At 73.2% G+C, this 12,793-nt stretch carries 11 protein-coding genes; 7 read left to right on the top strand and 4 right to left on the bottom strand.

The window, feature by feature from the left end:
* Window positions 1–68 precede the first annotated feature (68 nt).
* Window positions 69–1,364 (bottom strand): glycoside hydrolase family 18 protein, encoded by a 1,296-nt coding sequence (locus LV75_RS30395; protein ID WP_253890796.1) that lies wholly within the window; start codon window positions 1,362–1,364, stop codon window positions 69–71.
* Window positions 1,365–1,568: 204 nt separating this feature from the next.
* Here LV75_RS30395 and LV75_RS30390 point away from each other — a divergent pair, with 204 nt between their 5' ends.
* Genes LV75_RS30390 through LV75_RS30380 form a run of 3 tightly spaced genes read left to right on the top strand, consistent with a single transcriptional unit; the run spans window position 1,569 to window position 4,157 of the window.
* A complete protein-coding gene (locus tag LV75_RS30390) occupies window positions 1,569–2,489 on the top strand; it encodes a hypothetical protein (protein ID WP_253890795.1) in 921 nt (306 codons plus the stop codon).
* Entirely contained in the window at window positions 2,464–3,468 is a 1,005-nt protein-coding gene (locus LV75_RS30385) for a sensor histidine kinase (protein WP_253890794.1), read from the top strand. Before LV75_RS30390 ends, LV75_RS30385 begins: the two co-directional genes overlap by 26 nt.
* A gap of 26 nt (window positions 3,469–3,494) precedes the next feature.
* The gene (locus tag LV75_RS30380; protein ID WP_253890793.1) at window positions 3,495–4,157 is read left to right on the top strand and encodes a response regulator; all 663 of its coding nucleotides are present in this window, start codon (window positions 3,495–3,497) and stop codon (window positions 4,155–4,157) included.
* Here LV75_RS30380 and pip read toward each other — a convergent pair.
* The 3 genes from pip to LV75_RS30365 form a co-directional block, all read right to left on the bottom strand.
* Window positions 4,115–5,086, bottom strand: a complete 972-nt coding sequence (gene pip / locus LV75_RS30375; RefSeq protein ID WP_253890792.1) for a prolyl aminopeptidase — start codon at window positions 5,084–5,086, stop codon at window positions 4,115–4,117. The two genes, LV75_RS30380 and pip, sit on opposite strands and share 43 nt — an antisense overlap.
* 74 nt (window positions 5,087–5,160) lie before the next feature.
* Entirely contained in the window at window positions 5,161–5,685 is a 525-nt protein-coding gene (locus LV75_RS30370; RefSeq protein WP_253890835.1) for a methylated-DNA--[protein]-cysteine S-methyltransferase, read from the bottom strand.
* 36 nt (window positions 5,686–5,721) lie between these two features.
* The gene (locus LV75_RS30365; protein WP_253890791.1) at window positions 5,722–7,209 is read right to left on the bottom strand and encodes an AlkA N-terminal domain-containing protein; all 1,488 of its coding nucleotides are present in this window, start codon (window positions 7,207–7,209) and stop codon (window positions 5,722–5,724) included.
* A 300-nt stretch (window positions 7,210–7,509) separates the two neighbouring features.
* Here LV75_RS30365 and LV75_RS30360 point away from each other — a divergent pair, with 300 nt between their 5' ends.
* From LV75_RS30360 to LV75_RS30345, 4 genes are all read left to right on the top strand, one after another.
* Entirely contained in the window at window positions 7,510–8,817 is a 1,308-nt protein-coding gene (locus tag LV75_RS30360) for a B12-binding domain-containing radical SAM protein (protein ID WP_253890790.1), read from the top strand.
* 11 nt (window positions 8,818–8,828) lie between these two features.
* Window positions 8,829–11,069, top strand: a complete 2,241-nt coding sequence (locus tag LV75_RS30355; protein ID WP_253890789.1) for an ATP-grasp domain-containing protein — start codon at window positions 8,829–8,831, stop codon at window positions 11,067–11,069.
* Window positions 11,070–11,627, top strand: coding sequence for a hypothetical protein (locus LV75_RS30350; protein ID WP_253890788.1), 558 nt, complete (start codon window positions 11,070–11,072; stop codon window positions 11,625–11,627).
* 68 nt (window positions 11,628–11,695) lie between these two features.
* Entirely contained in the window at window positions 11,696–12,664 is a 969-nt protein-coding gene (locus LV75_RS30345; RefSeq protein WP_253890787.1) for a GlxA family transcriptional regulator, read from the top strand.
* The last annotated feature ends 129 nt before the right edge of the window (window positions 12,665–12,793 follow it).

The raw sequence follows: 12,793 nt of genomic DNA, 5'->3' as shown, positions 1-12,793 counted from the left end.
CTCCATTTGCCGCACAGGACAAGGGGTCCCCGGCGGCAATCGCCGGGGACCCCGTTACGCCAATTGTCCTAACAGGACAGTTCGCGGTGCAGCGCCTTGATCAGCTCGCCGTCGCTGGTGTCGGCGTCGAGCGACCAGACCATCGCCCCGCCCAGGCCCTGGGAGTTGATGTAGCGGGCCTTGCGGCGGATCTCGGTCGGGTCGTCGTAGGTCCAGAAGTTGTTGCCGTCGTAGAGCCAGGCGTGCCCGGCCTTCTCGTCGCGGTACACCTTGTACCCGCCGACGCCGACCTTGGTCTTGAGGACCTTGTAGTCCTCGCTGCCCGCCTCCCACGTCGCGGGCGCCGGGCCGGTGGCCTTCTGGTAGAGGCCGTTGTTGACGTTGGCCACGCCGGTCCAGCCGCGCCCGAAGAACGGCACGCCGAGGACGAGCTTGTCGCGCGGCGCGCCGCGCGAGACGTAGGCGTCCACGACGACCTGGGTGCTGAAGCCGGGGGCCGGGGTCGGGTCGCCCTTGGCGGTGCGCAGGCCGGACTGCTGGTTGGTGGTCGGGTCCCAGGCTCCGTGGTAGTCGTAGCCCTGCAGGTTCCCGAAGGTCAGCAGTCGCAGCACCTTCGACACCTCGAAGCCCGAGGTGATCTCCCGGGTGTTCGCGGGCAGGTACGCGGTCAGGTCGGCGCCCTTGGGCAGCTGCCTGCGGTACTCCTCCATCAGCTTGGTGTAGTTGGCCTTGTCCTCGGGCCTGCTGATGTTGCCGGGGTCGCCCGCGGTGCTGTTGGGCCACTCCCAGTCGAGGTCGATGCCGTCGAACACGCCAGCGGCGGCGCCGCCGGGGGCGACGTTGCCCTTGATCCACTGGTCGACGCAGGACTTCACGTGCGCCTTGCGCGACTCGGCGGTGAGCGCGGCGTTGGAGAAGTACTTCGAGCCCGACCAGCCGCCCAGCGAGATGAGCACCCGCAGCTTCGGGTACTTCTTCTTGAGCTTGCGGATCTGGTTGAGATTGCCCGACAGCGGCTGGCCGGCGACATCGGCCACCCCGTCGACGCTCTGCGCGGCCTCGAACGGCTTCTGGTAGTCGGCCCAGGCGTCCGAGGCGACGCAGTTGCCCTGCGCGTCGAGGAAGCCGAAGGCGTAGTTCAGGTGGGTCAGCCGGGCGGCGGTGCCGCTGGTGTCCAGGTCGCGGACGGTGAAGTTGCGGCCGTAGATGCCCCAGTTGGTGAAGTACCCGATCACCCGGTCCTTGCTGTGGCCGCCACCGTGGCCGTGGTCGGGGTGCGCCTGGGCCTGCGGCGCCACCACGACGGCCGCGGCGACGGCCACCCCGGTGAGCAGCGCCGCCGCGCGCCATCTATTCGCGGACATTGTTCTCCCTCGCTGTCGAGCGGTCCGGAACACCGCCCTTTGGTCTGGACCAAACTAAGGGCAGGCCGAAAATGCAGCTACGGCCGAACGGCGCAATTCGGGCGCTTTTCTCGATCCACTGTGGACCACTGAGGGTGTTCTCAGGATTTCCCTACCCCAGTGGGGGGACGAGCCGGACCCGGGTCCGACCTACCGTCGTTTCCCATGGTGCAACGGGGAGTTGTGGGGATGGTGACCCAGGTGTGGACCGCGGTGCGGCCGCACGGGGGTGCGCAGCGGTTTCTCTGGTGGTGCGGCACGCTGTTGCTGGCCTCGGCGGTGGCGCACTCGGTCGTGGCGGTCGTGGACGGCACGCCGTGGCTCGGATCGGTGAGCTGGCGCAAGCCAATCGTGTTCGGCGCGTCGTTCGGGTTGTTGGCGTGGTCGGTCGTGTGGGTGTTGCGCAATATGCAAAGGCGGTGGTTGCGGTGGCCGGTGGTGGTGTTGCTCGGCGGGTTCTCGGTCTTCGAGGTCGCGCTCATCTCCATGCAGGTGTGGCGCGGGCAGCCTTCGCACTTCAACAACACCTCGCCCTTCGACGAGAAGGTGTTCGAGTTGATGGGGCAGAGCGTGCTCGCCGTGGCCGCGGCGATCGGGCTGCTGCTGGTGTGGGCGGTGTTCGACCTGCGCGGCTCGGCCGTCGTGCGGGTCGCGGCGTTGGCGGGCATCACCGCCCAGGTGGTGGCGGGCTACATCGGGACCCGGCTCATCGCCGAGGGTGACGCCGTGGTCGCCGCGACCGGGCACGTGCCGGAGGACCTGGTGTTCGGCGCGGCGGGCAGCGCGAAACTCGCCCACGCGATCGGCATCCACGGCATCCAGGTGCTCGCCGTGCTGGCGATCTTGTTGGAGGGCACCAGGTTGGCGCCGCGGGCCCGGCTCTCGGCCATGCTGATCGCGACGGTCGGCTACGCGGGCGCCTACACCGCCGTCACCCTGACCGCCTACGACGGTCGACCGTGGACGGACCCGACCGTGTTGTTGGGCGTGCTCGGCCTGTTCGGCGTGGTAGGAGTTGCGGTGGGGTACCTGCGGGCCTTGATGGCTAGGGATGTGGCGGATGAGCGCACGGTGGTGGTTGCTTGACGGGGCCTTGGCCGTCGCGGCGTTCGCCGCGATGGTCGTGGTCGGCCCCGGCCCGTGGTGGCTCGCCGCCGCCGTGGCGGCGGGCCTGGCGTTGCGCAGGCGCGCGCCGCTGGCCGGGTACCTGCTGGGCACCGCCGCGCTGATGGGCGGCGGGTTGCTCGGCGTCGCGGACCCGATCGCCCCGTACGCCAACCTCATGGGCATGCACGCGCTGGGCGCCTTCGCCCCGGTGCGGCGGGCTCTGTGGGGGCCGGTGCTCGTGCTGCCCGGCGTGCTCGCCTACTACGCGCACCTGGACGAGCCCGCGGTGACGGTCACGGGCACGATGTTCTTCTGGCTGCTGGCCTGGGCGGTCGGTTTCGGGACCGCCCGCTCCAAGGAGCGCAGCGCGCTGATGCGCCGCGCGGCGGTCGCCGAGGAGCGGACCAGGATGGCGCGCGAGCTGCACGACCTGGTCGGGCACACGGTCAACGTGATGCTGGTGCAGGCGGGGGCGAGCCGGGTGGTGCTCGACCGGGACCCGGACAAGGCGCGGGAGCTGCTCGCGGGTGTGGAGCGGACCGGTCGCGAGGCCCTCGAGGAGCTCGACCGGGTGCTCGCCGCGCTGCGCCCGGAGGACCCGGACCTGGCGCGCTTGGCGGCCCGGATGACGGAGGTGGGGATGGCGGTCGACCTGCGGGTCGAGGTCGGTGCCCTGCCGGGGCCGGTGGAGTTCGCGGTGTACCGGATCGTCCAAGAGGCGCTGACCAACGCGCTGACCCACGGCGGGGCCCGGTCGGCGACGGTGTCGGTGCGGTCGGCGGGCGAGCAGGTCGCCGTCGAGGTGTGCGACCGGGGCCGCGGGCCGCGACCGGGTTACCGGGTCGGCCGCGGTCTGACCGGGATCGCGGAGCGGGCCGAGGTGCTGGGTGGGACCGTGGTGCACGGTGGTGGTGAGGGGGGTGGGTTCCAGCTGCGGGTCCTGCTCCCGATCTCGTGAACGGGGGTCGTGTGAACGGGGGGCGTGTGATCAGGGTCGTGCTCGCCGATGACGATCCGCTGCTGCTCGCGGGTGTGCGGGTGGTGCTGGGGACCGCGGGCGACATCGAGGTGGTCGGCGAGGCGGGCGACGGTGTCGCCGCCGTGGCCGTGACGCGGGACCTGGTGCCGGACGTGCTGCTGGTGGACGTGCGGATGCCCGGCTTCGACGGGGTCGAGGTGACCCGGCGGGTGGTGGCGGCGTGCCCGTCCACCGCGGTGCTGGTGCTGACGACGTTCCGCCACGACGAGTACGTCTGGGGCGCTCTGCGCTCGGGGGCGCGGGGTTTCCTGCTCAAGCGCGCCTCGCCGGAGCGGCTGATCGACGCGGTGCGGGTGGTGGCCCTGGGGGAGACCGTGCTGGACCCCGCGGTCACCGGCGACCTGGTGGACCGGTTCGTGCGCCAGGTGCCCGCGCCGGTGACCGATCCCCGGATCGGCCGGTTGACCGACCGCGAGACCCAGGTGCTGAAGCTGATCGCGTTCGGGCACAGCAACGCCGAGATCGCCGTCGCCCTGGTGATCGCGGAGTCGACGGCCAAGACGCACGTGAAGCGGGTCCTGGCCAAGATCGGCGTCCGCGACCGGGCCAGTGCCGTGGTGCTGGCCTACCGGACCGGGCTGGTGGTGCCGGGTGAATCCACGGCGTAGCGGTCCAGTGCTTCCCGTTTGAGGCGGTCGAGTTCCGCGCTGCCGGTGTGCCCGGCGTCTTCCACGACGACCAGTTCCGCGTCGGGCCACGCTTCCGCCAGCGTCCACGCGACCTCGACCGGTCCGCCGATGTCGTGGCGCCCGTGCAGGATCGTGCCGGGGATGCCCGTCAACCTGTTGGCGTCGCGCAGGAGTTGACCGTCCTCGAGCCACGCTTTGTTGGACCAGTAGTGGGTCACCAGTCGCACCAGCGTGTACAGGGCCTCGGTCGGGCGGTCGCTGTAGGGCTTGGTGTAGCCCGCCGGTTCCAGCGAGACAACGGTGTCTTCCCACGCCGTCCAGTCCCGCGCGGCCCGCTCGCGCACCGCGGCGTCCGAACTGGACACCAGGTCATGGTAGGCGGCGATCACGTCGTCGGCGTGGGAAGCGCCCGCGCGGAAGCGTTCCAGCGCCTCGGGGAAGAACGCGCCCACCCCGGAGGTGATCCACTCGAAGTCGGCGTACCGGGAGGTCGTCGCCGCGCTCAGCACGATTTCCGTTACGCGGTCGGGATGGCGCTGCGCGTAGGTGAGGATCAGCGTCGAGCCCCAGGAACCGCCGGAGAGCAGCCACCGGTCGATGCCCAGGTGCTCGCGCAGTGCCTCCATGTCGGCGACGAGGTGGTGGGTCGTGTTGTGGGTCAGGTCCGTGGTGTGCGCGCCCGCGTTCGGGGTGCTGCGGCCGCACCCGCGCTGGTCGAACTGGACGATGCGGTAGCGCGCGGGGTCGAAGTAGTCGCGGCTGGCCGGGTTGAGCCCGCTCCCCGGGCCGCCGTGCACGATCAGCGCGGGCTTGCCCCCGGGGTCGCCGGACTCCTCCCAGTGCACGAGGTGGCCGTGACCGACGTCGAGCAGGCCGTGGGCGCGTGGTTCACCGTGGGTGTAGAGCACCCGACCAATCTAACAGCACTGTTGCAATTCGTGGCCACCCCGTTGTCCTGGACGTGTCCTGGATGGGCGCCGTCTCAGACGAGCGTCGAGCCCTCGAGGGTGAGCAGGTGCCGCTTGGCAGGCAGGCCACCGCCGTAGCCGACCAGCGCGCCGCTGGCCCCGATGACCCGGTGGCACGGGATGATGATCGAGACCGGGTTGCGGCCGTTGGCCGTGCCGACCGCGCGCGAGGCCGCCGCGGTGCGCCCCAGCTGGTGGGCGAGCTGGCCGTAGGTGGTCGTGTGGCCCCACGGGATGGTCGTCAGCGCCTGCCACACCTCCCGCTGGAACGGCGTCCCGCGCGGCGCCAGCGGCAGGTCGAACTCGCGCAGCTCGTTGCCGAAGTACGCCGCCAGTTGGGCCTTCGCCGCGTCGAACGGAGCGCCGTCGCTGATCCAGTCCGCGCCGATCCCGGCGAAGTGGCGGTGCCCGATCCCCATGTAGAGACCGGTGATCGCCACGCCGTCGCTGGTGAGCAGCAGTTCGCCGACGGGGGAGTCGACCGTGTGGTAGCGGGTGGGGCCCGTCAGCGGGTCGGCGAGGGTGACGGGGGCGGACAGCGGCACGGGTTTCCTCGTTTCGAGCGGGGGACTGGGTCAGGCGGGCAGGAAGTTGATCGGGTGGTCGCCGGTGGCCCACAGGTACTGCACCGCGTAGGAGCGCCACGGCCGCCACGCCGCCGCGCGGGTGCTCAGCGCGGCCGGAGCGGTGGGTAACCCCAGCGACTGGGCGGCGACCCGGATCCCCAGGTCGCTGCCGACGAACGCGTCCGGGTCGCCCAGGGCGCGCATGGCGATCGTCTCGACCGTCCACGGCCCGATCCCGGGCAGCGCGGCCAGGTCCTCGCGCGCGGCCCGCCAGTCGCCGCCGGGGGACAGGTCGATGCGCGGCAGCGCGGCGACCAGCCCCAGCAGCGTCGCCCGGCGCGACCGCGGGAAGGCGAGGGTCTCCGGGTCGATCCCGGCGAGCGCGGCCACGTCCGGGAACAGGTGCGTCAGGCCGCCGCCGTCGTCGGTGATCGGCTCGCCGTGCGCCAGCACCAGCCGCGCGGCGTGGGTGCGGGCCGCCTGCGTGGACACCTGCTGGCCCAGCACGGCGCGCACGGCCATCTCGTCGCCGTCGACGGTGCGCGGCACCCGCCTGCCCGGTGTCCGGCGCACCAGCGGCGCCAGGACCGGGTCGGCGGCGAGCAGGTCGTCGACGGCCACCGGGTCGGCGTCGAGGTCGAGCAGGCGCCTGCACCGGCTGATCGCCACCGACACGTCCCGCAGGTCGGTCAGCGACAGGTCGCACCGCACGTGGTCCTGGCCGGGCCGCAGGCTCACCACGCCCGGCCCGTTGGGCAGCCGGACGCTGCGCCGGTAGGCGCCCGCGCGCCACTCCTCGACCCCGGGCACGGCGGTCGCGGCGAGGTGGCCGAAGACGTTGTCCGGGGCGAACGGCGCCCGGAACGGCAGCCGCACGGTCAACCCGCCCGACACCGGCCCCGCCTGTCCCGCCTGCCCCGCCTGTCCTGCCTGCCCGGTCGCCCGCCTGCGCAGGTCGGTCGGCGAGAGCGCGAACACCTCGCGCACGGTGTCGTTGAACGTCCGGATGCTGCCGAACCCCGCGGCCATGGCGACCTCGGTCATCGGCAGCGCGCTGGTCTCGATCAGCACCCTGGCCGTCTGCGCGCGCTGCGCCCTGGCCAGCGCCAGCGGCCCGGCGCCCAGTTCCGCGCGCAGTTGCCGCTCCACCTGCCGCACGCTGTAGCCCAGCCGCGCCGCCAGCGCGGGCACCCCGCCGGTGTCCACGACGCCGTCGGCGATCAGCCGCATCGCCCTGCCCACCAGGTCGGCCCGCTCGTTCCACTGCGGCGAGCCGGGCGAGGCGTCGGGCCGACACCGCTTGCACGCCCGGAAGCCTGCGTGCTGGGCCGCGGCCGCGCTCGGGTAGAACCGCATGTTGCGCGCCTTGGGCGGGACCACCGGGCAACTGGGCCTGCAGTAGATGCCGGTGCTCAGCACGGCGGTGAAGAACCAGCCGTCGAACCGCGCGTCACGCGACTGCACGGCGCGCACGCACCGCTCGGTGTCGGAGTGCATGTGCCCAGCATCGCCGGTCGCGACCGGCGACTCCAGCGGGAAAACGACATCACGCTCGGCCGCGCTGCGCCGCCCGGGTGGCCGCCGCGGCCGGGAATACCCTTTTGGTCCAGCGGGACGTCATTTCCGACTACCGAACGTGCCGAACCGCGGCTAGTTCCTGGAATTCCGCGACAACCATTGTCGTGGCGGAATCAGGAAACGGAACGGGGTTTTGTCGCTGGATCGTGTCGCGGTCGACGGGAATGGGTAACGGGGTCCGCCGGGACCACGATGCCTTCTCGAACGAAAGGAGACGCGGTGACCCGAGAACAGGTGCTGCTGGTGCACCCGGGAATCTACGACGAGGTCAATCCGCTCGCGTTCCCGCCGTGGGGCGCGATCACCATCGGGCACGCGGTGCGCGCGGCCGGGCACGGCGCGCGGGTGCTCGACCTCAACGGCGCCGACCCGGCGGCGAGCCTGGACGCCGAGTTCGCCGCGGTGCGCCCCACCGTGGTCGGGGTGACCGCCAAGCAGGGCGTCGCGGCGCGCCGCTTCCGGGCCGTGGTCGACCACCTCGCCCGGGTCGCCCCGGACGTCCCCGTGGTCGCGGGCGGGCCGCTGGTCAGCACCTTCCCCGACCCGCGGGCGCTGATCTGGACCGGCGTGCACACCCTGGTGCTCGGCGACGGCGAGCAGGCGATGGTGTCCTGGCTGGCGCGCCGCCCGCGCCCGGGCGGCCTGGTGCACGGCGCCGAGCCGCCCACCCTGGACGCGGTCGGCCTGCCGTCCTGGTGGTCGGGCCTGGCCGACTACGTGCACCCGGCGCGCAGTTGGCCGAACATGGCCGTGCCCGGCATCCACGTCGCCTCCGCGCGCGGCTGCACCAGGCGGTGCACCTTCTGCTACCTCAACGCGCACTACCCGAACGCGCGGTTCCGCTACGTCACCGCCGGGAAACTGCACGACGACCTGCTGGAACTGAACGCGGTCACCGGCGCCCGCGGATTCTACTTCGTCGACGACTGTTTCATCGACGCCCGGCAACGGCGGGTTCGCGACTTCTGCGCCCGCGCGATCGCCGACGGCGGCGGATTCCGCTTCGGCTGCGACGTCCAGTTGTCCGATCTCGACCGCTATCCCGAGTTGCTCGCGCTCATGCACCGCGCCGGGTTCCGCGCCCTTTATGTCGGGATCGAGTCCGCGTCGGCGCGGACCCGGCTGCTGCTGGCCAAGGGGCGGCTGCGCGGCGAGATCGCCGACGTGCTCAACCGGGCGCTCGACCTGGGGTTCGCGCTGCGCGCCTCGATCGGCATCGGCTGGCCTGGCGAGGACGCCGCCGACGCCCGCGCCACGCTGGACCTGATCGACTCGGTGCCCCGGCTGGCCTTCGACGCGTTCCGCTACTACCCGCTGCCGCACACCCCGCTCGGCGAGCGCTCGCACTGGACCCGCGCGCGGGCCCGGATGAGCCCGGCGGAGCTGTCGGCGACGGCGTTCCAGGACTACTCCGACCACAACGACAACCACTCCGCGATCCCCACCGCCGATTACGAGGCGCTGTGGGCGCAACTGCGCCACCGCGAGGACGAGCGCCTCGCCACCTACTTCGCCACCGAGCACTGAAGGGGACACCGGTGTCGACCACCCCCACCGTCGTGCTGTCCGGCGTGCACTCGGGCCCCAACCCCTCACCCGGGCTCGGCCTGGCCCGGTCGCTGCGGCTGGCCTGGCCCCGGCTGCGGCTCGAGGCGCTGGACTACTCGCCGCGTTCCACCGGGCTCAGCGCCCCGGAGTTCGACCGCACGCACATCCGCCCCGGTTGGCACACCGCCGATCTCGGCGCGCTGTGCGCGGGCCTGGTGTCCATCGTGGAGTCGGCTGGCGCGGTCTTCCTGCCCGGCCTCGACCTGGAGGCCGCGTTGCTCACCGAGCGCGCCCCCGGCCACCCGGCGCTGTTGCTGCCGCCAGCCGCCGCGTTCGACGTCGTTGCCAAGCCGGGCGAGACCGCCGCGTCGCTGCTCGGGCTCGCGGTACCCGAGCACCGCTTCGCCGAGGGCATCGAGGACGCCGCCGACTTCGCCGCCCGGCACGGCTGGCGGATCTGGGTCAAGGGACCGCGCTACCAGGCGGTCGCGGTCACCAACCGCGCCGAGTTGACCGGCGCGCTCGAGCGGGTGCGCGACACCTGGGGCGCGGAGAGCCTGCTGCAGCGCCACGTCGCGGGCACCGAGGAGTCGGTGGTGTTCGCCGCGCTCGACGGCGAACTGCTCGGCGCTTGCGCGATGCGCAAGACGATGGTCACCAGCGAGGGCAAGACCTGGGCTGGCGCGGTCGACCGGCTCGACCAGCCAACCCGCGCCCGGCTGGTCGACCTGGTCCGGGTCACCAGGTGGACTGGCGGCGGCGAGGTCGAGTTCGTGCGCGAGAGCGACACCGGCGTCCCGTACCTGCTGGAGGTCAACCCGCGGTTCCCGGCCTGGATCCACGGCGCCACCCTCGCCGGGGTCAACCTGCCCGCCCGGCTCGTCGCCGCCGCGACCGGGATCCCCCGCCACGAGCGGGAGAAGGCCCACTCGAGCGGGTTCGTGCGCGTCGTCGAGGAGATCCCGGCGGGCCCGCACGCCACCGGCGCGCTCGCGCCGACCCACCGCGCGGTCGCGCCGGAACCCGCCGCGGTCGGCAAGCACCCCTCCGGCATGCCGGTGCTCTCCCGCAGGCTCACCCCGGCGCGCCCCCGGCCGCGCCCGAGCGCGGTCGACCCGGTGCGCACCGCCGACATCGCCGCGGCGCTCGTGGTCGACCCGTACGAGTCGCCCGCGCGGGTCCTGTTCGGCGGGGTGCTCGACCGCGGCCTGGACCGGCTCACCGCGGTCTGCCGCGATGTCGAGGACGCCACCGGGGTGCCCACCCGCTTCGCCTACTCGGTCAAGACCAACCCCGACCCCCGGGTGCTCGACGCGGTGCTGCGCCGCGGCGCGCTGGTCGAGGTGATCTCGCAGGCCGAGGCCCGCCGCTGCGCCGAGGCGGGCTTCCCCGGCGACCGGGTCGTGCTCGGCGGCCCGGCGAAGTGGTGGCGCTTCGACGGCGGCCCGGTCAAGTTCGGCGCGGTGTTCTGCGACTCGGTCACCGACCTCGAGCGCACCGTCGACCTGCTCACCACCGGCGCGGTGTACGCCGACGTGGTCGGGCTGCGGCTCGCCCCGCCCACCGTCGCCTCCCGCTTCGGCATCGACGTCACCTGCCCGCGCACCTACCGCCGGGTCGCCGACGCGCTGCGCCGCGCCCCGCTCGGCCGGGTCGGGCTGCAGTTCCACCACGCCGCCAGCCAGATCGGGCTGCGCGCCTGGCTGCGCGAGTTCACCTCGGCGGTCACCGTCGCCGCCGACCTGCTGACCCGCGTCAACAGCCGCGCCCGCTGCGTCGACCTCGGCGGCGGGTGGCCGCCCTGGCTCGCCCGCGAGGAGCTCGGCAGCCAGCTGACCAGGGCGAGCCGGGTCGCGGTGCGCGAGCTCGGCTCGCTCGACCAGGTGCTGTTCGAGCCGGGCAAGTACCTGGTGGAACCGGCGATGGCGGTGTTCACCACCGTGCTCGACGTGCGCGACGGGCCGCTCGGGCGGGCCGCGGTCGTCGACGCCTCGATCGCCGAACTGCCCGACTGGGCCTCGCACCCGCACCCCGTGCTGTGGCGGGCCCCGGGTGCCCGGTGGCGCAAGCTGCCCGCCGGGGACGAGTCCGTGCTCGGTCGGCTGTGCATGGAGCACGACCGCCCGCGCGCCGGGCTCACCCTGCCCGACGGCATCGCCGCGGGCGACCACCTGCTGTTCCTCGACGCGGGCGCCTACGACGCCAGCATGAGCTACCGGTTCGGAGTCTGAGTGATGACACCCCCCGCCCAGTCGGCCGTCCCCGCGCTGCCCGCGAAGGTGCCCGACCAGCCGCCGTCCGCGCTGGTCGAGCACCCGGACTGCGTCGCGTGCGCCGACACCCGGTCCTGGCTGCTGGCGCACGACCGCGCCGAGGCGACCCCCGCCCGCGAGTGGGACACCACGACCTTCGGCCTCGGTTGGCTGTTCCGCTACTTCCGCTGGGGTCCCAGCCGGTGGCCGTTCGCCTGGTGCGACGTGCCCGGCGCGGCGCACCTGGACTGCGGGGTGCTCGCCTGCGTCGCCGGGATGGTGCTCACCGCGCGCGGGCTGCGCGTGGAGCGGGTCCAGCTGGTCGAGCGGGCCGCGGTGGAGGAGACCGCGCTGTGGCGGGCCAGGTGGCGCGCGGCGGGCTGCCCGGCCGGGTGGATCCTGTCCGACCGCGAGGTCTACCACGAGGTGTTGCTGGTGCACGCCGAGCCGGAACCGGTGCTGTTCGACCCCACCGAGCTGCGCCAGGTCGGCCAGGGCCGCGACCGTCCACTGTGGATGCGCAAGTGGGTGTGGTGAGCCCGTGGCGCGAAAGGTGGGGTACGCGTCGTTGACGCCTTCGCCGCGCACCGAACAACATGGGTGGTGTGCACAACGTCCAGCTGATGCTCTACGACGGCGTCAAGGGGCTCGACGTGGTCGGGCCGGTCGAGGTGTTCGCCTCGGCCAACGACGTCCTCACCGAGCGCGGCGGGGCGCCCGCCTACGCGATCACCACCGGCAGCCTCGGTGCGGTCGCCGTGCGGACCTCCGCGCGGCTGCGGCTGGTCCCCGACATCGACCTCGACGGCGCGCCCGCGCCGGACACCCTGGTCGCGCCAGGTGGCTGCGTACCGGGTGAGCTCGACCTGTCGCTGGTGTCGTGGCTGCGCGGCGCCGGTCCGCGCGCCGGGCGGCTGGTGTCGGTGTGCACCGGGGCGTTCGTGCTGGCCGAGGCCGGGTTCCTCGCCGGGCGCCGGGCCACCACGCACTGGGCGTACTGCGCCGAGTTGGCCGACCTGCACCCGGACATCACCGTGGTCGCCGAGCCGATCTTCGTGCGCGACGGCAACATCGCCACCTCGGCCGGGGTGAGCGCGGGCATCGACCTCGCGCTGGCGCTGGTGGAGGACGACCTCGGCCGCGACGTGGCGCTCACCGTCGCCAGGCACCTGGTGGTGTTCCTGCGCCGCCCGGGCAACCAGGCCCAGTTCAGCGCGCAGATGTCGGCGCAACTGGCGCACCGCGAACCGTTGCGCGACGTGCAGCGCTGGATCGCCGAGCACCCCGAGGCGGACCTGTCGGTGACCGCGCTGGCCAAGCACGCCGGGCTCTCGCCGCGGCACTTCACCCGCGCGTTCACCCAGGAGGTGGGGGTGGCGCCCGGCCGCTACGTCGACCAGGTCCGGCTCGAGGCGGCGCGGCTGCGGCTGGAGGACACCGACGACAGCGTCTCGCGGGTGGCGCGCGCCTGCGGGTACGGCACGCCGGAGGCGATGCGCCGCGCGTTCCTGCGCGCGCTCGCGGTGGGACCGGCGGAATACCGCCGCCGTTTCGCGTCCACTGTGGAGGGCTGATCCGCGCTGGGGGTGTGCCCCGGCTCCCCGGAATCCGGGGAGCCGGGGCGGGATCTGGCTCTCTTGCGCCATTCGGGGGTACCTGTGCCGGTGGTGTTTCTTCTAGCGTGACCCGCGATCGCCCACCTG

The sequence above is a fragment of the Actinokineospora diospyrosa genome, from assembly GCF_024171925.1.
Taxonomy (GTDB): domain Bacteria; phylum Actinomycetota; class Actinomycetes; order Mycobacteriales; family Pseudonocardiaceae; genus Actinokineospora; species Actinokineospora diospyrosa.
The sequence above is the reverse complement of the archived record's forward strand: the minus strand, read 5'-3'. Positions and strand labels throughout refer to the sequence as shown.

Bases quoted from the DNA above. Each gene is read 5' to 3' on its own strand.
- LV75_RS30385 (WP_253890794.1), top strand. From the start codon at position 2,464: ATGAGCGCACGGTGGTGGTTGCTTGACGGGGCCTTGGCCGTCGCGGCG.
- LV75_RS30365 (WP_253890791.1), bottom strand. From the start codon at position 7,209: ATGCACTCCGACACCGAGCGGTGCGTGCGCGCCGTGCAGTCGCGTGAC.
- LV75_RS30390 (WP_253890795.1), top strand. From the start codon at position 1,569: ATGGTGCAACGGGGAGTTGTGGGGATGGTGACCCAGGTGTGGACCGCG.
- LV75_RS30395 (WP_253890796.1), bottom strand. From the start codon at position 1,364: ATGTCCGCGAATAGATGGCGCGCGGCGGCGCTGCTCACCGGGGTGGCC.